11 protein-coding genes are annotated in these 20,826 nt (G+C 38.4%); 2 read left to right on the forward strand and 9 right to left on the reverse strand.

Going from position 1 to position 20,826, the window contains the following annotated elements; translation table 11 throughout:
• Window positions 1-30 precede the first annotated feature (30 nt).
• From pbpC to GQR45_RS10285, 8 genes are all read right to left on the reverse strand, one after another.
• Window positions 31-2,412, reverse strand: coding sequence for a penicillin-binding protein 1C (gene pbpC / locus GQR45_RS10250; protein WP_165725829.1), 2,382 nt, complete (start codon window positions 2,410-2,412; stop codon window positions 31-33).
• Window positions 2,393-8,317, reverse strand: a complete 5,925-nt coding sequence (locus GQR45_RS10255; RefSeq protein ID WP_165725830.1) for an alpha-2-macroglobulin — start codon at window positions 8,315-8,317, stop codon at window positions 2,393-2,395. The genes pbpC and GQR45_RS10255 overlap by 20 nt, the downstream gene beginning before the upstream one ends.
• Before the next feature lie 65 nt (window positions 8,318-8,382).
• Window positions 8,383-8,976, reverse strand: coding sequence for a DUF1287 domain-containing protein (locus GQR45_RS10260; protein ID WP_165725831.1), 594 nt, complete (start codon window positions 8,974-8,976; stop codon window positions 8,383-8,385).
• A 27-nt stretch (window positions 8,977-9,003) separates the two neighbouring features.
• The gene (locus GQR45_RS10265) at window positions 9,004-9,483 is read right to left on the reverse strand and encodes a hypothetical protein (protein WP_165725832.1); all 480 of its coding nucleotides are present in this window, start codon (window positions 9,481-9,483) and stop codon (window positions 9,004-9,006) included.
• 221 nt (window positions 9,484-9,704) lie between these two features.
• Window positions 9,705-10,427, reverse strand: a complete 723-nt coding sequence (locus GQR45_RS10270; protein ID WP_007586163.1) for a SapC family protein — start codon at window positions 10,425-10,427, stop codon at window positions 9,705-9,707.
• 23 nt (window positions 10,428-10,450) lie between these two features.
• Complete coding sequence (locus GQR45_RS10275) at window positions 10,451-12,004, reverse strand: tryptophan halogenase family protein (RefSeq protein ID WP_165725833.1); 1,554 nt, start codon at window positions 12,002-12,004, stop codon at window positions 10,451-10,453.
• Window positions 12,005-12,076: 72 nt separating this feature from the next.
• Window positions 12,077-14,848 carry a TonB-dependent receptor gene (locus tag GQR45_RS10280; RefSeq protein WP_165725834.1) on the reverse strand — a complete coding sequence of 924 codons (2,772 nt, stop codon included), beginning with the start codon at window positions 14,846-14,848 and terminating at the stop codon, window positions 12,077-12,079.
• A 251-nt stretch (window positions 14,849-15,099) separates the two neighbouring features.
• Window positions 15,100-15,867 carry an IclR family transcriptional regulator gene (locus GQR45_RS10285; RefSeq protein WP_007586168.1) on the reverse strand — a complete coding sequence of 256 codons (768 nt, stop codon included), beginning with the start codon at window positions 15,865-15,867 and terminating at the stop codon, window positions 15,100-15,102.
• A gap of 235 nt (window positions 15,868-16,102) precedes the next feature.
• Between GQR45_RS10285 and GQR45_RS10290 the strand changes: the two genes are divergently transcribed.
• Complete coding sequence (locus GQR45_RS10290; protein WP_007378079.1) at window positions 16,103-16,876, forward strand: phytanoyl-CoA dioxygenase family protein; 774 nt, start codon at window positions 16,103-16,105, stop codon at window positions 16,874-16,876.
• 77 nt (window positions 16,877-16,953) lie between these two features.
• Entirely contained in the window at window positions 16,954-18,057 is a 1,104-nt protein-coding gene (locus tag GQR45_RS10295) for a 6-bladed beta-propeller (protein ID WP_165725835.1), read from the forward strand.
• 234 nt (window positions 18,058-18,291) lie between these two features.
• On the opposite strand, the gene GQR45_RS10300 is transcribed toward GQR45_RS10295, so the two are convergent.
• Window positions 18,292-20,757: a ricin-type beta-trefoil lectin domain protein gene (locus GQR45_RS10300; RefSeq protein ID WP_165725836.1), complete on the reverse strand. Its 2,466-nt coding sequence runs from the start codon at window positions 20,755-20,757 to the stop codon at window positions 18,292-18,294.
• Window positions 20,758-20,826 lie beyond the last annotated feature (69 nt).

A 20,826-nucleotide genomic window follows, 5' to 3' on the forward strand; every position in this document is an offset into this window, starting at 1 on the left:
TTATTACATTAAATGCATGAACACTCAATATCACTGAACGAGCTTTACACGCATTGAAACTGATGCGCTACGCCCTAAATTATCAACCACTCTTACGTCAAATTCGCCTACTTGCGGGTGCCAGAAAAAAGGCGTATCTCGCTCTACTTTACCAACAAAGCTGTTATCTACAAACCAATATAAAATACGTGAATCTGTATCTGTGATTGCGCTAAAAGGCAGGCCTTCTTGCTTCAATTTACTGGCTCTTATCGTGTAGCTAATTAAATTACTCGGGGATGTAATACTCGGTGCTGAGCCTCGTGTACTCGTGTCATTAATTAAGCATGAATCTAAATAAGGTGGAGGCTGGCGTTTAACAATACCTGCTTGTTTAAATAATCTGACTAAGTCAGATGGCCAAAATTCATAAACTGCCTTTGTAGTTGTAGATTCAACATACTGACAAGCACGTAATCCCGATACTTTATCAATATAAATTTCACGATGTACATCGGACACTTTAATTGGCGACTTACCTGGAATAAAAAGCCCTTTTTCTGTTTTAGGGCAATGCACATTAGGTAAATCACCTGTTGTTGAACAAATATCTACTTCTGTAATATTTAAACCACCTGGTTTTATATTGCCTTTGATTAAGCCGTAACTATCTAATGAACGTATTATTTCAAAAAATAAAGGCGCGGCTGCTTGTCGCCCAATAAAAGATGGGTGCCCTTCTCCTGAGAAATTACCCACCCATGTAGCTAAAACATACGGACCAACAATACCTACTGACCATGCATCGCGAAAAGCAAATGAAGTACCTGTTTTCCAATATACAGGATATGATTGTCTTCTTTCTTTTTGAAATGAAATTTCATCAACTGCACTATTTTTACTTAGCATTTGTAAAGTCAGGTAGGCTGCCTCTGGGCTGATGAGTTGCTTAATATGATTGTTTTGATTATTTGGGTTGTTTTGGTTAATAACAGTGGCGTCTTTTTTTAATATAACTTCATCCTTATACACCCCTAAATTAGCTAACATAGCGTATAACTTAACGAGCTCTAGCATCGTTACTTCACTGCCGCCCAGCGCAAGCGCTAAACCATAAAACTCTTTGGGCTGAAGCTTTTTAACATCGGCTGCAACGAGTAAATCGTATAGCCCAACATTCTGTAAGCGATACATCAAATTAACAGCAGGCACATTACGGCTCAGCACTAGCGATTCAGTAGCCGATATAGGCCCTAAAAACTGCTGATCGTAATTCTCTGGTGTATATCCTCCAAAGCGTTTGGGGGCATCTTTTACAAGCGTTAATGGATGAATTAACCCTTCGTCTATAGCAAGCGCATAAATAAATGGTTTAAGGGTTGAACCTGGTGAACGTTTAGCTCTTACACCATTTACTTGACCGCTAATGTCATTATTAAAAAAATCCACAGAGCCTAATTCAGCAACTACTTCCATAGTTTTATAATTTAGTAAAATAGCAGACGTATTACTGAGCCCGTCTCTATGCCTGCGATTAATGTAATTTCTTGCATGGCGCTGGAGTAAGTTTTGTAAATTAAGGTCTATCGACGTTTTATATTCTCCAGGCTTTAGGTGCGGGTACTCGCTTTGTAAATTATTAATAAAATGTGGAGCTTCAAAAGGCAAGTCTGAAGAGGCATATACCTTTATCGGTAATTGCATAGCTGCTAGCCAGTGTTTATCGTCTGGGTACTTTTCAAGCCAACGAGTAAACAGTTTTTTTCTTGTTTCTAGCAATACCAGTTTAGCCGATTTTTTAATGGGATTTCGTTTGGTTGGGTTTTGCGGGATTAAGCTAAGTAATAATGACTCAGGTAAATTAAGATCAATAGCTGGTTTCTTAAAATAAATTAAACTGGCTGCACCAACACCTTCAATATTTGATCCATAAGGCGCTAAGTTAAAATACGCCTCGAGTATTTGGTTTTTACTGTAGTGTCGCTCAATTTGTAACGCTCGAAGTATTTGTTCTACTTTTCCAAAAATAACATGCGTGTTCATCCCAAAGTGTAACCGGGCTACTTGCATTGTTATTGTTGACGCACCGACTCGGTGACTTCTTTTAATATAGCTAGTATAAAACGCATTTATTAAAGCAATAAAATCGACACCAATATGCTCATAAAAGTCTTGGTCTTCATACAGTAAAGTAGCTTGTTGAATGCTCAAAGGGATTTTATCTATTGGCGTCCATAATCTATATCTATCGTCTGCGGCTAAATTTAAACGAAGTAATTTATCACTGCTATCGTAAAAAGCCGTTGAGTAAGCATTGGGCTGGGTAATATCAGGCTTTGGAGTAAATAAATACAACAGCACTGCAAGCAGTGCTGTTGTAAAAAAAGCCGTTTTTATTATAAAACTAAGCTTTTTATTTAGCGGCGGTAACATCAAAACGACCCGATTTTGAGTGCGCTTTAATACTTAAATCATACATAGATTCAGCATAAGCCGATGGCACTACAAAGCTGCCAGATGCAGTAGCCTTAACTTTGTAAGTAAGCTCAGTCATGCTATCGCCAAAGCTGCCATACAATATAACGCGATCCTCTCGTATATCTTTATAATCAGAGGTCCGGCGATTATAACTATTGCGAACGCTGTCTCTAAGTACTTCAAACCCACCAGGTAGTAAATCAATAACAGCAACATCCGAAATATTTTTACCCGTTGTACTACGCACTCGTAATACAACGTTTAGTTCTTGACCTTGAACAGCGGTGGTTATCACATTACCTTTATCGTCTTGGTATTCTCTGACAACTTCTAAACCATTACTTAATGACTTTTGTGGCACGTTTGTATCAAAACCAGCTTGGCTCATCATGTAAAATGAGCGAGGTGGCGCTAATACATCAAGCGTTTTAACGTCATTTAAAAACGAGGCTTTAGGATAAGGTGTATAGGTTACGTCTAATGCCTTTTTTTCTACCATTGTCGTTGTTGCCATTATTTTTACATCTTCAGGCTGGGCTTGTGATAACGCAACTTTTGAGTATGCCGTCATAGCAAGTACAGACCAAGCAGACGACAACGTGTTGTAGTCTCCTTTAAAAATAGGGTCAACGACATTAAACAAATCATCTTTAGTTAACTGCCTTAAGCGAGCAGGAAAATGCTTTGATAACAAATAAATATACTGTCCGTCGTGAGCTAAACGTGAGTCGTAAGCGCCCCAATTATCGTGCTGGGTATCTTGCCCAATTTTATAGCTATTGATCAGTGCTTGCGCTTTATCGCTTGCACGTAATAGCTGATAAGTTGCGCCCATAAACGCGGACGTTATATCTTGTTGCCATACTTTGCTATTACTCGCATTTACACTTTTTTCTAAATCAGATAAGTAATTAGTTGTTACCTCACCTTGTCGTGTTAGCAAATAAATAGCATAAGCGCGGTTTCTGTCATTCGTCTCTAAAGATCCGCTCGCTATACTGCGCACACCTTCAAAACCACTGCTCCACATATCATAAGGTATTGCTACGCCCGCTTCTTTTGCATCTAATAAAAAATGCATAACATAAAGAGAAGAATAAATAGATGCACTAGAATTACCCGGCCATAACATAAATCTGCCATCAGGTAACTGACGTTGACGAAGGGTATCTATTAAGTTGTTTATACGCTCATGTTTATAAGATACATCGCCCATATAACTTGGGTGTTCTAAATAACTCAGCACCGGAAACACACTACTCACTACTTGCTCGGTACACATATGAGGAAAGTTATCTAAATAACTAATAAGACCATCAACAAGCGCTAACGGGCTTTGTGAAGCGGTAATATTATTTTGTGCTAAGTTAGGATATAGCTGTCTCGAAACCGCTATTTCTTTTTTACCTGATTCACTAAAGCCACTTTCAAAGCTACTAACAAATGCAACCGCAGGGCGCACACTTAACGTTGCCGTACGTTGACTAACATTATCACCCGATAACGCAGTAAATGTAATTGATGCAGCGCCAAGCTTATCAAGCACTTTCACTCTAAACGTTAATGTGTCTTCTGATTTTTCATCAATATTTAGCGTTAATTTTTTATCGCTTATTATTTCAATGTTGCTTGAAGTAAGCGCTTCTACCGTAATTGGCAGTTGTTTACCTGAATCCTCAACGCCATTGGCGATACCAAGTACAATATCAAACTCATCGCCTGGTGCTGCTGTCGTTAATACATTAGGAGTTAATACAAAGGGCCCTTTCACAAGTGTTGTACTTTCTTTAACACCAACACCCTCGTCATTTACGGCAATAGCAATTACACGTACCTGACCTGCAAAAGTATCTGGGATAGTAAACGTATGTTTTTTCGTTTTAGCATCAGCCGATAAAATACCAGACCAAAATGCGACTGGTTTTTGTACCTTACGAGAGAACGGGTTAAGTTGCTTGCTCTTGCGGTTCATTGCCATTGAGTCAGCATAACCACCACCCGCAGCTGCAAGCTCTTGCACTAGTTTAAATTCAGGTAAAATAAGATCAACAATTTGCATAGTACTAACTTCTAAAGCACGTTTTTGTAAGAAGTGATTTAACGGCTTTGGCGTCCGATAATTCGCCACTTGTAAAATACCTTCATCTACAGCAAATAACAGAACACGTGAAGGTGATTTGGCACTATATGAAATGACTAAGTCGTCACCTGGTTTTACTTTATCAGGTATGTTTACGTCAAAATCTATTGCGCGTTTACTACGATCAATCGCAAATGCTTTAACTGCGTAGCTTAATGGGCTTGTAAATATTTCTTTCGATTCAAGGCTTCGAACAAATGAAACATTAACATACGCATTGCCTTCTATCCCTTTAGGTAGCGTTATGGTTTGTATGCTACTTGTTGTTTTACTCTCAAACCATTTAAAAGCGTGTACTTTATTAGTTTCAATTGTAATTAAACCCGAGCCAACATAAGGCGCTACAATACTTATTTCGATTGTTTCGCCAGGTTTGTAATCCGGTTTATTTAATTGAACTTGCAGTTCAGCATTCTTTTCAAGCTTACCCGCTAAGTTACCCGTGCCGGTTATCGTAAACGATACCCTACTGACAGTATTCCCTTTGCCATCAACGAGTTCTATTAAGTAATCACCTGGTTCAGCAGTGGGTAATTCGTAGTTTGCGCCATCTTGTTTAATGTAAAACGGATTGTTTGATACCTGTTTGTTTTTTCTAACCGATTGGTACTTATAAGTGCCGTTATTTTGTTGCACCAACGTAGATACATATTGTTGTTCTATTAAATTTAGCGATAAATCATCACGAGCAACTTGCTCAGTTTCTGAATTAATATTAATAAATTTTACAACACGTTTTGACTCTTTTGATATGTAGCTTAAATCGCCATCGGCTTTATAACCAACTAACTGCTCAACTGGCGAAACAAGCACCGAGCTGCTTGCACGAACACTTTTACCACCGCCTTCTTCATACCCTTGTACTGCAAAATTTAACTGATAAGTACCTGCCTCATAGCGAGTTAAGTCAATATCAAATTCTGCCTTGCCTTGTTCATTAGTTTTGGTTTCGGTTAATGATTCAATACTGTGTCTAATATTTTTTCCTTCACTGTGGGGATCAGAAAACACATAATCTTTGTATTCATTAAAGTAAAAACCAGCTGGAGATAAACGTAAATCAGCAGTAACACGTCTATTTTGAGCGGGTGTACCAAATAAATTTTGAAGGCTCACCAATGCTTTAAATTTTGAGCTGTTTACCCACCCCTTTGCAGATGATTGAGAAAATTGACTACTAATTTTCAATCTATCGGGTACAAACTCTTCAACTTTAAACTGAGTACTGCCTAATTGGTCGCGGCTATTATTATTTTTAATAAGTTGGACCGATACATAATATGTTCCGGTATTGGCGCTATTTTGTGTTTTAAAGTCAAAATCAAGCAATCCATACTTATCTAAGCTCACTCGTTTATTATAAACAGTTGTCCCTTTAGGATCGGTAATTATAAGTTCAAGCGGAATATCGCCCAGTTTTGCAAAGTTTTGTTGCTTAACAATCGTGGCAAGTTTAACACTATCGCCTGGTCGATAAATTCCACGGTCAGAAAAAACAAACGCATCTATTTTATTACTACCACTGAGCCCAGAACTTACACCGCCGGTATCAAACCGAGAGTAGTTAACCATTCGAGCATAGCGATTATAAGGAATAAAAGACATGTCACTTTTAGTTTCGACTACAAAAGCAACGGGAGTTTGATCATCAGTAAACCACGTTGTGTTGTCGAAAAATGCGTGCCCCTCAGAATCTGTTTTAGCATTTAAAATAACTAATCCGTTTTTACCCAATAACGACACCTTCGCTTTTGCTACCGGTTTTCCTGTTTCAATAGATTGGACAAATATATCGCGAGATCCATCTGCATTGTTTTTTACCAAAATACCTAAATCAGTAATAAGGATAAGTCGTTTTTCTTGGGGGCCATATACGTAATTATCCGCAGTATTTAACGCTTGGGCATTTATAAAAAACAAGCCTAAACCAAGTGACTCATTATACTTACTACTCAAATCAATAGATGAATAGACCGCTTTTTTAGGGTGCTCCGATTTTAAATTAACTTGTCTGGTAAAAATTGAACTTATGTTTTCTTCTGTAAAGTAATAATTATTAAATTCTGGATTAGAAATATCACCACTGGTTTGACTTATAAGGTGGTTAATTTGATTGGCTTCTACCCTACCTACTTTAACTTGAAGTGCGTTTACACCACGGGTTAAAAATGACAATTTATGGTCGCCATTTTTTGATAATATAGAGCCCTTAGACATAATATTTACTTGTGTCGGATAAGCCGGCGTATCTAAAATAGTGTCGTATTTATTCACCATCGTAAACTCACCCGTCGACTTTAATCCCTTATCAATCGCGATATAAACTTGCTGGTTTTGAGGGGCGTCAAACGTAAAACTGTGTAACTTAGTTGTATCTTGCGCGGTAGGAATCGCATTTAACTTAACTTTTTGAGATTGCTTAAGCACTGCATCAGTAACCTCTCGTGGACTACCGAAGTACTTATAATTACCTTTTGAATCTTTAGTCGGTAATACATAAGCAACCGTTTTACTAACCACATCTTGCGATGAAATATCATCTGTGAAGTCTAAAACAAGTGTTTGTTCGGGTTCCCCTTGCGTATTTTTTACCATCAACACATTGGCCGTATTTACTCTAAAAAAGCTATTTACACTTGGGATCAACACGGCGTCTTTAATCTCTACTGTTGTTTGAGAAGGACCCATAACCGGCTTTACACCGCTATTAAGAACAAAATACAGATAGCTTTCGGTATCTTGAATACGTATTTGCTCTGAAGTAATGTAAATCTCTCGTTGATGCTTGTCGTAAGTAACATCAAATTTATATTGTGCGAGTTCGTTCTTGCCATCTTGCTCAAGTGATTGAGTCAGCTTTAAATTATTTTTTATGGTGTTTATATCTGTTGGGTGAGTCGCTTTTAATGTTGCAACCACCTTGTGACTTTTTTTAACGTTAGGATCTTGATAAAAAGCGAGCGAGCTTAGTGTTAGTTCAAAGTTGGGAGTTTTAAATACATGCTCATTATCACTTAGATGTATATCACTTTTAAAAATAGATGAATCAAAACGTACCTTATATTCTTGCCCTGCTGACCAATCTTGTTTTGGGATAAATTTAAGCTGGCTTTCACTATTCCAAGACCACTGTCCAATTAGCTCAGGCGTGACTTTTATACCTGTGGGAATCACTTTGCCAACAAGCGCAAGCTTTGCGACAGAGTAAGACACTGCATCCGTGTTCTCTACACCATCTAACACGGGAGTAAAATCAATATAAAGCGGTTCAGGGTTTAAAACATCAGATAAAGTGGTAACAGCAGGTGTAGAGTGAGTTGCTTTGTAACTAATTGGCTGTGGTAAGGAAAGAAAAAAACAATAGCCTGCTATAATTAATATCAGCATTAGCACGGCGCTAAAAAATGCTGTTTTGCGCTCTTTAGCAAACCTAAGCACATTATTTATAGCAGTAATTAACCATTTCGGTTTATGCCAAATAATGACACCAAATACATTTAAAATAACAAAAAATGTGGTCAGTAAAACCCACACACTGCCAACTGTTTTTTCGGTTACATTCACGTTGCCAAGTAAGCTTGCAACCAAACTAAATAAACCCGTTCCTATCGCTGAAAAAGCAATACTCATAAATAAACTAGCTATTTTGGGAGCGAGTTTACTTTGTTTAAGATTAACCTCTTTTGAGTTAGCCTCTTTTGAATCGGTTTTTGTATTCACGTTCAAAATCCTTTTTCTTTATACTGCAATATCAATAAATGAGAGAACTCATACTTATAATCTGGTTATTTATATTCTTGTGGGACGAAACGGTAATGCCCCGTAATTTTAAAATCGAAAAGCATGTCGCTTTTTTCAGGTCCTTGTCCAATATTATGAACAATTAATGGATTCCCTGTGTCTTTTGCTAACTCATTCACAACCATACCAATGTGCGGCAAATTACCTGGCAGCATCCACGTTACAATGTCACCCGTTTTATAGTCGTTCACGTTACTTGATTTAGCGAGCACTTGGCCATGATTTTTAAAGTAAGCCTGTAAGTTTGGCACACGGCGGTGGTCTATATTTTTATCCGGTTTGATTAAACCCCAAATACGCTTAGAGGGATATAGCTCAAAGCTTTTTAACATGTCCTCATGCACAAGCTTTTGCAAATCAATACCTAAAAGTCGATATGATCGAATAACTACATCGGTACACACCCCTACATTAGCGGGCACATCGCCACCCGGATAAGCAATAGAGCGATAAGACCCATCGTAGGTAACGTTATGTGTTGTTCTTTCAAGTAACGCAGCCACAATATCGTCATCAAACGATGCCGCATAGGCATTTACACTAAGTAAGCTCAGTAAAAAAACAGTAAAGCGTGTCATATGCAATCCTTTGAAAATGTTAATTAACTACAACGCTTGAACCACGTGTTCAGGCACGTTTATTTTCTTGCCATTATTTGTAAAGTGCTTATCAAGACCATACGCCATGACTTCAAGTGGCGCAGCATCATAACCAACCTGCTGAATTTCGGTTATGTAACGCAACATAAAAGCCTCGGCGCCAAGTTCACTCCATTGGGCTACGTGAACAAGTTCATGAAAATGCACAGCTAAATTATCAGCTACGTAAGGAAGCATGTAATAAGTGTTTTTGTATGTAGTACCTGCGGCATCCATGTCAATAAAATCGTCTAATCCCATTTCACGCAAAAAAGGAAAGTTAGGTTTGGGTATTTCATCGACAATAACGTAAAAGGCATTTTTTAAAAATTCGACAGGATAAAACCCTGCAAACTCACTGGCAAATTTCTCACAGCTAATTCTTTGGGTTTTATATTTAATATTTGTTGCATCAATCCATTGTTCTATTTGTTCGAGCACGTCCATTCTCTTAATCATCAATGTTTATTGGCTTGACCTTTCCCATTGCGATACAAGCCGATAAGTTAAATGATACCAAAACCAAGGCGAATAATCGAACTCCAAAACCTAAGAAGTGAACTTATAATAGTGTCCAGTTGTAGTTCATTTATTATTTCATCGGTATCAGCATAAACTAATGCACACGTAAAACCAGTGGGGGTAAGTAACACTAATTAATATAAAACTTATTTTAAATCGTGTAACCATTTTACTAATTTTTGAATATGCCCGCTTGAACATAAGATTAGATGGCAAGCTTGTATGTAACCCATTGAGTGCAAAACGTTTAGTGTTTCTGTCGGTAGTTGTTGTAGTGTATCTGCGGCAATAGAATACAAGCCATTGTAGCCTTGTGTTTTGCCATTTGATTTAGTGATGTTTAGCTGCACTGCTTCAATTAAATCGTGTTTTAGTAAAGTATTGATAAAAGCGGTTGTACGTTCGCCGCCATGCATAAGCTTTATCAATTGCTCACTCACATTATTTAGATATGTGGTTGGCTCCCCTGTTTCGTTAAATAACCGTGTTCCCTCACTATTATTTACTCTTGGGTGTTGTTCGTTAATTGTAACAGCGAGATCTGTTTGCTCGGTCTTGTTAGTAAGTTTATTTCCTATTCCTAACTTAAATGGTTGTCGCTGTAAGTGTAAAGGTACGTAAGTGGCATGCCATATATCATTTTGTAAAAATAAGTTTTGCCCCTCATCAAAGCCAGTTAAAGCATATAGTTCAAACTGGCCAGTTTGATTGTTCTTCATAAAATAGACTGGGTAGTCTAATGCAAGTTGAGCAAGCTCATCGGCAACAACCGGAATGTAGTTTACTGCTTCGCCGTATTGTGTACCGCGTTCAGTTTTAATGCGAGTGTACTTATGTGTATTTTTATCGAGTAATACTGAGTTTGTCATAGTGTGTCGCTCTTATGTTTTAACTATATTTGCTGCATACCAAATTGATTAATTTGCGCTAATAATGCTTTATTGGTAGGTAATTTATTAAGTAATTTTTGGGTGTATTGCTGGTTGTTATTAACAAGCGCAATGACCTTTTTAAAATAACTTTCTGAGTTGCCATACAGTTCGCTTGAGCCTGTAAACCCCATGCCATACATCACATATTGATAGCTTGCTGCTGGAAACACTTCTTGTGAATGATCAAAGTGGTTATCGCTTGGTGTATGAAATTCCCAAAGTGATAAATTATCTTTTAAGCTTTGTGGAATAGTATTTTGATGACAGTGCGCTTGCCAAAATGGGCTGTCGGTTCGTTTACTCAACACATAATGTAACTTTAAAAAGTCGATTATTCGCTCCCACCGGTAGCTAAATGTGCGGTTAAAACGCTGCGCGGTTATATTCATAACATGCCTATTGGCCGGAAATTGCTGCGCAACAAAATTGGCTGACATTTCTACCAGTAATAAAGCAGAGGCTTCCAGTGGCTCCAAAAAACCAGCTGAGAGGCCTACTGCGACACAGTTTTTATGCCAAAATTTTTCACGATGTCCTGGTTCGAAACTAAGCTTTTTAACTTTGTATTTGCTTTGCTGATCTTTATTAATATTTAAGTAATCAAATAATTGCTGCTTAGCATCTTCATCACTAATGTGTTTACTAGAGTATACATGCCCTATTCCACGGCGTGTTTGTAATCCTATATCCCAAATCCAGCCCGATGTTTGTGCTGTAGATAAAGTATGCGAGCATATTGATTCGTCATCTTTGTATGGCATGTGTATGGCAAGCGCACTATCAGCAAATAATACATCTTTACAAGATTTAAACCCCACCCCTAAGTTCTCACCTAGTAATAACGATTTAAAGCCACTGCAATCAATAAATAGATCCCCAGCTATCTCTATTTTATTATTAAGGCTAACGCTTTTAATATCGCCATTTGTGCAATTGTTTACACCAACGACAGTGCCTACAATGTGTTTAACATTAAGATTATCAATGCAGTGGTTTTTTAAGAATGTAGCGAATAAGCCTGCATCCAAGTGATAAGCATAATTTGCTATTGCACTAAATTCGGGTGTGGTGATTTGTTTGGGAGCTAATCCACTTTCGCATATTGATTGCTGCGTACTTACATACTGGGCAAAAGGAGGTTGTGCGTTATTAATATTAAGCCAACTGGTGGCTAAATTATTTTCAAACATACCCGTAGGTAGCTCAAGCGGGTGATAATAGTAATCATCATTTTCTCCGGTTACCCACTTAGCAAATTTAGCACCTTGCTTAAACGATACATTACATTTTTTTATAAATTCAGTTTCACGAATACCCATGTCTTTAAGGGTTCTGCGCATTGTAGGCCAAGTTCCTTCGCCAACGCCAACTGTAGGAATATCTGAGGACTCTAACAGCGTTATATTTATTTTTTTGCTGTGATGTTTTTGCAAATACGCCGCAATTATTCCTGCACTTAGCCATCCTGCAGTTCCACCGCCAACTATTACTATTGATTTAATATCATCGTTCATAGCAACCTCGTTAGTTAAAAAGCAAAACGACAGCGCTGAGCTGTCGTTTTGTATTATTTGTCAAAAACTAACTTACCATTTAGCACTTAAGCCAATGCTAAAGCGCGGACCATATTGCTCAGCAGATACTAATTGCTCTGCAAAACGACCATGGCGGCGTGTTGTTTCATTAGTTAAATTAAGTGCATCAAAGCTAACACCCAAGGTGTCGTTAATGGTGTAATTAAAACTAAAATCTAGCTGACCGTACGCCTCTGTAAATGTAGGCTCAGTTCCCAAAGACAGTAAGAAATCATCGCGCCAGTTATAGGCTAAACGTACTTGGTAATCATCGTTTTCGTAAAAGCCGACCAAATTACCTGAGTCGCTTAGTCCTGCTAGTGCAATTGTTTGGTCAAAATCATACGGTTTAAACGATTCATCGCTATTAACTATCGTATAATTAGCAACGACGCCAAAGCCTGTATCAGGCACCATGTACTGCGCATTTAATTCCCAACCATCTACTTCACGATTTTGAAGATTATCTGGCGTTGCTATATCAAATGTAACAATCGGGTCTGACGCTTGGCTTAAACATGCTGGGTTAGGTGTATCTGAACTATCAGGACAACCAGGGCGAGGGTTAACACTTGGATCGCGCAACGGCTCGCCATTTACATTATTTAGCGTACCTTGCACTACGCCTGCACCAATGAAGTTTTCAACAAACTTTTTAAAGTAACCAACCGATGCATAGCTTCCGTCGTCTCCATACCACTCAACTGAAAAATCAAAGTTATCTGACGTAATTGGCAATAAGTTAGGGTTACCTTGCGATGCATTAAACGGTCCTTCAGGACGGGCGTTAATGGTAGTTGATGGGAACATACCACCAATACCTGCACGGGCTAAAGTACGACTATATGAAAAACGAGTTTTAAAGCCGTCATCTAAGTCGGCGCTTATATCAAAGTTTGGTAATATACGTGTATAACCACCTTCAAGCTCCTGCGGTGTTGCTGTTGCAGCAAATACAGGGCGAAGCTCTTCAGCATGACGATAGTTAAAAGCAACAACCCCAGGCTTGACTGAATAACCTGTTACATCGGTGTCTTCGTAGCGCACACCGACATTCATATCAATTGGAATATCGTTAAATTCGGTTTTAAGATCAAATGATACATATATCGCGAGCGTTTGCTCCTCAACCCCATTTGTAGAAATATTTGGCTCAATAAATAATCCTTCATCTCTGACAATATCTACAAAATCGTTGGCACTGTAACGTGGAATAAATGGAAATAGCTGATCCGAACCTGAAAACTCATCAGCAAAGTCACCTTGTTCATCAAAGGTTAGCCCTAGGTTGTCTAGGGGAATATCCACAAATGAAAATTGCTCAGAAAGATAAGTATCAATTTGGTAATCGGTATACATTACACCAAAATTAATAGCGCTGAGTGCCCCACTCTTCAAATTCTCCCATTGTCCACTTGCATGATACTGCTTAATGGTATTTTTCATTTCATAGCCACGGCGCTGATATAAATCTGACACAATATTAGCTGGGTTGTAAGCCCCACCCGCCAATGTTGAATCATCAACCCCAATACTCGGAATATCACCAGAGAAGTTAGCACTGATGGATTTAACCGAACCTGGGACATTCTTTAAATTCGCGATTGTTTCAGCTGTATCACCATCTGGGTTTGAGTGCGATGTAGAGTTATGAGCGTCAAACGTAAGTTTCAATGAATCGCTTGCTTGCCACGCTAAATTTAAGCCTAATGAATCGTTTTCTTTTTCCTCGTAGAGTTCCCACGCCCAAAAATTTAACTCATCATTTGCATTTTTAATATCGACTAAAGTGCCATTTTCATCGGCGGTGCCTGTTGGGTTATCGAACCAAAATGCCATTTTATTTGTGTTACTAATTTCTTCAAAGCGCGATAAAGTGTAATCAAGGGTAGCCGTTAAGTTGTCACTAGGAGCGTACTGTAAAACCAACTGCGCATTTTGGCGTTCTCGCTTAGTTTCAAAGCGCTCCATTTCTGGCGTCCAAGGTACCCAATAAGTACCAGTTGGATTAGCTGTTGTATCAATTGCACTGCTATCAACACCTGCAGCATTTGCTCGGTTACGCACCCAACCTTGCGATGTACCTACGCGCTCTCGGCCACTTTCTCGCTCTGAATGCGACAGGGCAAGTAAAACACCAAACGTATCATCAGCGAATGTTTGGCTAACCATTCCCGAAATTTCTGGTGTTACGTTTGATTTCTCTGAACTGGTGTCTTTAATTGCCTTTGCATTTGCAAATGCTTTAAAACCGTCAAAATCAAATGGTTTTGCTGTATTTATATTAATCGTTGCGCCAATACCGCCTGAGGCCACATTCGCTTTGCCCGTTTTATAAACGGCTACGCCCGACACACTTTCAGCCGCTATTTCTCTAAAGTTAAAGCTGCGTGAAACACCCGCCTCTTGCAATACAGAGGAGTTAGGCATTTGACGACCATTTAAGGTGACAAGGTTAAAACCTGGACCAAAACCACGGACACTAACTTGGTTGCCTTCATTGTTTGCACGGTCGATTGATACACCACTTATACGTTGCAGCGATTCAGCTAAGTTAGTATCAGGTAACTTACCAATGTCCTCTGCTGATATAGCATCAACTACGCCTGATGAGTCTTGCTTTATTGAAGCAGATTTACTTAATGCGCTTCTGATACCTGTTACTTGGATAACTTCAACATCACTTTGTACAGTTGTCTCGTTTTCCTGTGCGGCATAACTTACAGGAGACGTTATCAGCATTGCTGCGCAAATCGCATTTAATTTAAATTGTGTGTTAGTCATTTTTGCACCTAAATATTGTGTTTATTACGTGTAATCGTTGACGGATTATTTACGGGATGATTATTGTCATCATAATATTGTTAACAATTAACTTTACAATAAATTAGTTTAGCTAATTAAGTCAAACAAATTGACCATTTATTTTACAGTTAGCGTTGGTTTTTTATTCGACATTGTAAGCAAGCAGTAAAGTACTGAGACTTATGCATGACTGTTGAGCGGGTTGCTCCCTACAAAAGCGCTAGTTGGTATTAGCGCTCTAATAATGAGGTTATTTTTTGGGCGGTATTTTTAAGCTCGCTAATTACACTGTGTTTATTAGCGTGAGTGTTTAGGGTTGAGTCAAAAGAAGAAATGGTCAATGCAGCTATTAAATTTGCATTAGGCCTGCCAATTAAGACACTAAAATCGTGTACTCCGGCGATAAGTGGATTGCTTTGCATTATGTGCCCTTGCACTTTGATTGTGTTTAGCTCATTTAATAATGCTTTATAGGCGTCTTTACTAGCACTGTAAATTTCATCGTGTTCGATAAGCATTTGCCGCACTTCGTCATTACTGTTGGCTAAAAGCAGTTTACCAGCGCTTGAGCTACTAAGTGGAAATAAAGCCCCCTCTGCAATACTCAAATGCATAGGGCTTTTGCTACGCGCTTGCACTACCACCATAGCTTGGCTTTGATAAAGCATACTTAGATGACATGACTGTTCAATATTTACAGCTAGATCTTCCATATGTGGCAAGGCCGATTTTAGTACATTATCCATTGGTGAAATACTTCGCGATAAATTATACAACTTTAATGACAAATGATATCGACCAGAGGTTTCAGAGCGAATTAGATAACCGCGTTTTTCAAGCCCAATAAGTACTCTATAGACTTCGTTAGGTGTTTTTAAAATACCAGCCGCTATCTCACTTTGTGTACAAGGCCTTTTATTTTTTGCTAAAAATTCTAATATATCCAACCCCTTATCTAAAGCAGGAACTGCATATTTAGTTTTTGATTTATCGTTCATTTGTACTTATTTATGCCTTTTAAAATTGATAAACAATACGTTTGTTTATATATAAATTTAAAACTTTTTTTTAGCTTGAAATTTTCAATAATAATTTAAAATCAATGACTTAATAAAACAAAATTCATTCATATATGAATTCTATATTTTTATATAAATTACGCTTGACCTAAATGCTTAACCGAGCAATCATTGTTAACAATATACAACTGTAAGAGAAAATGGAAATATATTTATGTCACACACTTATTTAACACCACAACAAATAGCTGATTTTCATCGTGATGGTTATATTATTGTCAAAAATTACTACAGCGCTGATGAAATTGAGCTATTACAACAAACTGCTTTTAATGACGATACACTCTATGAGCGAGCATGGGACAAAAAAGACGCCGACGGCGCTGTAAGTAAAGTCTGTTTATGGCAAAAAACAGGCGACGATTTATACAGTATGTTTTCTCGCGGTCGTCGCTTAATTGAAGTATGCGAAACACTTATTGGCGAAGAGGTGTACCACACCAGCACTAAAATTATGATGAAAGAACCATTTGTAGGTGGTGCCTGGGAATGGCACCAAGATTTTGGCTACTGGCATCGTGATAACTACATGCTTTATCCAAAATCAATTAGCTGTATGGTCGCCATTAATAAAGCGACGCAAGAAAATGGTTGCTTGCAAGTACTTAAAGGCTCACATCATTTGGGACGATTGGATCACAGTAAAACGGGTGACCAAAAAGGCGCCTGTTTAGAGTTTGTAGAAGAAGCAATGAAGTACCATGAACTTATCAATGTAGAACTTGAACCAGGTGATGTACTGTTTTTCCACTGTAATTTACTGCATAAATCAAATCAAAACCGTGCTGCAGAACCTCGTTGGTCAATGATCAGTGCTTACAATGCGATTAGCAACCAACCATTTAAAGAAAACGAAGCTGTTTATTATCCTTTAAATCGCGTTAACGATGATGCTATTTTAAATTTTAAAGCAAAAGAACGCACTTAAAGTAACCTTCTAGCCTAAACCAGCTTATGCATTATAGCCCAATGCATAAGCTGGTTTTTTTATATGGAAAATTCTGTATGTTAACCTCAGAGCAAAAACACCTTATACCTCACGCTACTCCTAAAAATGACGAAGACCCGCACGGGAAAATAATTGGCCAAGGTCAATTTAAATACAAAATAGACGCCCACTGGGGGAAGTTAAACCCCAATAAATACCCTATAGAAAATTGTCATGCGATGGTGATGGACTCACAAGGGAGAATATTTATGATCACCGATAACACGACTAATAATATTTTAGTGTATAGCCAAAACGGTGAATTACTTGACGCTTTTGGAAGCTCTTTTCCTGGTGGACACGCTATAAAAATTGTAAAAGAAGGCGAGCAAGAATTTTTATACGTTGTAGATAGTGGCTGGATTGTTAATCGCCACTGGGATGGTCACAGCACAGAGCAATGGGATAGCCCTACTAACAATGTCATTCCACAGGCTGGCTTTATTTCCAAAATGACCTTAGATGGCAAACTGATTTACAGTATTGGCCATCCACAAACGTGCGGTGCTTATAAACCCGAGCAACCTTTTCGCCCTACTGATATTGCCATTGCCCCCAATGGGGACTTATATGTAACCGATGGTTATGGCAGCGACTTTTTACTGCATTATGATAAACAAGGCCGCTATATAAACCATTGGGGCGGTCACCATAATGATGACGAAAATTACAATTTACACAACACCCACGGTATTGAAGTAGACTTACGCGATCCATCAAATCCCACATTAATAGTAAGCTCTCGTTTTGAGCAATGTTTAAAAGTATTTTCGTTTGATGGTAAGTACCTTGATAGAATTAGCGCTAATGGGGCATATATTGGCGGTCCCGTGTTCAAAGGCGAACTATTTTATGCACCTGTTTGCTGGTCGCATATTGACAATAAAAATGCTGACGACTCTGGCTTTATTAGTATATTTGGTAAAAATAACACGCTCATAGCTAATTTAGGAGCACCGCAACCCCAGTACAAAAATGGTGAACTACAGCCGATGCAAAGTAACGGGGACATTTTTAATCACGTGCATTGTATTTGCGTAGATCAAGACGACAACTTATATGTAGGCCAGTGGAACTCCTCTAAAACATACCCAATTAAATTAATAAAACAACCATGCTAAGTTTAACGCTCTGAGAATAGTGTTTATTTTTTATAATGAGTACCTTGTACTCATTATAAAGCATAAAACTCACAGGCTTAACAGCAAAAATACACCTAAAGCCATTCCTCGCATATTTAGTATTAGTTTATTTGTATTGTGTTAGGCAGTTGTAGCGATACAAATAAAAAACTGCGAAGCTATCATATAGATAAACCCGCAGTTTGTTTATTACTAAACCTTTATTACACGTTTTTAGCGAGTAATACGTTTACTCATTTTAAAGTTTTGTAATGTTAGTGAACTAACTGCACCACCGCTGTCAGGGAATGTAACTTCAATATTGTTAGTTTTTTTAATGTTATTATATGGCACTGGAATTTCAATAACACCAAAGAAACGCTCACGTCCAAGGCCACCATTTTTTTGATCATATCCTCTAAAATCAGTAGGAATAGCGACTCTATTACCATTAACAGTCACAACTGGCGTTAACGACTTTCCATGAGGGCGGCCAACACCTAAGCGCAATGTAGCCTCGCCATTAGCCCCTTTATCTACATTGTTAATAGTAAAGAACTGGGTCGCGTTGGCTGCAATATTTTTAACTACTGCACTTGCGTAATGCTTAGACTCTTGATTGATATTGTTAATAGCAACATTATTTTGGTGACTCACTTTAATTATCATGGTTGATTCAGAGCCCAATACAACAGAGCTTGGGAGTGTTGTTCTGTTGCTGTTATCCAATATTGGTTTTCCTTGAGCATTAGGATATAAGTGCTTAATATTTACACTCGTTACGGCGTTAGAACCCTTACCTAAAACACTTAAATCGATATCAGTCGGTGAAAATTCAAGGCTGTTTAATATCAAATAAACATCTTTGCCATCAACATACGCGTCAGCTTGAATATCCATATCGCTTGCCCAGCTATCAATTCGCGTCCCTTTTATGTCAGACCATAACTGGTAAAACTTAACCATTTCTGTGTAAACCCATTGCTCGCCGGTTTCGCCTTCACCTTCTTTAGCTTGACGCAGTAAACGCCAGTAGTAGGGAATAGTGTCGCTAATACGGCCCCATTCTGCTTTTAATGGAATAAACGGAATGGCTTTATCAATACGGTTTGGCCTTTCCATAAAGCTCATAAGCATAGAGCTCATTGCCTTTAGACATAACCAGTCACGTTGCGGAGTCCATTTAGTACCAAATGAGCCTTGTAATTGAGAGCCATATTCGGAAATAACTAACGGTTTAATACTACCCCACTTATAAGCCATATATTGCTCAACCATATCAAGGGTCGCTTCCATATTGCTGCCTTTTCTGTACTGTATTTGATGCTGACCACCAGGACCACCTGGGAAATTTGGAAAGTCATATAAGTGCATCGAAATAAAGTCCATTTTATTTCCTGCAATATCTAAAAATGCCTTGTCGCGTTGCTTCCAGTTATCGAAAAATTGTGACCCTTTTTCATAATCAGGAAACGCCACCGTAAACCCCCCTACTTTTACATCATTCAGTGAAGGGTTAGCATTAATTACATCAGCAACTGAGTTATGCAATCTAAAAATGTCATAGAGGCTCTCTTTATCATAGCCGTTATGCGGAAAGTCGTGCAGTTCAAATAGTGGCTCGTTCATTACCTCAACATACGTTGGGCGCTTTTGACCAAGGCTGTCAGATGTGCCTGCTTTAAAGTACTTTTGTAAAAACTGCGCCATGTAGTCGCCCAGGGCTGTACCTAGTGGTTCACCTGCTGTATCTGTTTGCGAGAAAGACCAATTTTGATTACCAATTTTAGTACCATCAGGGTAATAAGGGTGTTGCTGTGCGGCGACAATTAAATCACTGTTACGCCCTTCATGCTTTCGCATTGTTTTAGCTTGAGCTGTTGTAATATTGGTGTAATTCCATTTAACTCCGCCACCATTTGTTGTTGCGGTTGCCGCGCTTGCATAACCTGGTTTTGCTGAATCTTCTGGTAATTGTGTTAGTTGATATTTCATGTTACCCGTATCACGACCAAAGTACACATCGTAATCTTCTAAAAAATGCGTCATTAAATCAGGATCTGCATTAGGCGCATTTAAGCTTTGAGCATTATTTCCAAACCAGTCACTTTCGGTATTTGATGAATGTAACGTAATAAATTTACGACGGTCGAAGCTATCAAACTGTCCTACGGCATGTTTTGTATCAATATTAAATTGTACCTTAACTTTATCGTTACTAACGCTTGCACCGCTGCTTGCTTGTTGCTCAACAACAAACTTATTTTGATTTGCACCACACTGCGATCTAACAACTAAGTTACTACCATTTGATATGTTAGTTGGTTGAACACATTTACCTCCCGATACATGCTTAATGGCGTTTGCGGATGTTTTAGTAAATTTAACTCGATTATCAAAATCGCAACCCGACCACAATACAAGTTGCTGTCCATCCGCCGGATTTACTAACCCGCCAGGATGAATGCATAAACCTGACTTATCGTGTTTTATACTCCCACCAGATGTCCAACTAAACCTAGCTGCGTCGCCACTACAATTATTATTTAATATTACTTGAGTACCATTTACTGCATTGCCTGCGGTTCTAAAACACATTTGCGACGACATTTGTTTAATAACTGTGCCAGCGTGTGCATTAAAAACGCTTGAAAGTAGTAGCGCGGACGAAACCGCACAATATAATAAGCTTTTTTTCATTTTTGTTACCTATCTTGGTGTGAAAATTAATCCTTTGTGTAAAGGCATTGAGTACACAACCAATATAAT

Origin of the sequence: Pseudoalteromonas sp. SA25, assembly GCF_011378705.1 — a bacterium.
In the GTDB taxonomy this organism is placed as follows: Bacteria; Pseudomonadota; Gammaproteobacteria; order Enterobacterales; family Alteromonadaceae; genus Pseudoalteromonas; species Pseudoalteromonas arctica.

Bases quoted from the DNA above. Each gene is read 5' to 3' on its own strand.
- pbpC (WP_165725829.1), bottom strand. From the start codon at position 2,412: ATGTTACCGCCGCTAAATAAAAAGCTTAGTTTTATAATAAAAACGGCT.
- GQR45_RS10260 (WP_165725831.1), bottom strand. From the start codon at position 8,976: ATGACACGCTTTACTGTTTTTTTACTGAGCTTACTTAGTGTAAATGCC.
- GQR45_RS10265 (WP_165725832.1), bottom strand. From the start codon at position 9,483: ATGGACGTGCTCGAACAAATAGAACAATGGATTGATGCAACAAATATT.
- GQR45_RS10270 (WP_007586163.1), bottom strand. From the start codon at position 10,427: ATGACAAACTCAGTATTACTCGATAAAAATACACATAAGTACACTCGC.
- GQR45_RS10275 (WP_165725833.1), bottom strand. From the start codon at position 12,004: ATGAACGATGATATTAAATCAATAGTAATAGTTGGCGGTGGAACTGCA.
- GQR45_RS10280 (WP_165725834.1), bottom strand. From the start codon at position 14,848: ATGACTAACACACAATTTAAATTAAATGCGATTTGCGCAGCAATGCTG.
- GQR45_RS10285 (WP_007586168.1), bottom strand. From the start codon at position 15,867: ATGAACGATAAATCAAAAACTAAATATGCAGTTCCTGCTTTAGATAAG.
- GQR45_RS10290 (WP_007378079.1), top strand. From the start codon at position 16,103: ATGTCACACACTTATTTAACACCACAACAAATAGCTGATTTTCATCGT.
- GQR45_RS10295 (WP_165725835.1), top strand. From the start codon at position 16,954: ATGTTAACCTCAGAGCAAAAACACCTTATACCTCACGCTACTCCTAAA.
- GQR45_RS10300 (WP_165725836.1), bottom strand. From the start codon at position 20,757: ATGAAAAAAAGCTTATTATATTGTGCGGTTTCGTCCGCGCTACTACTT.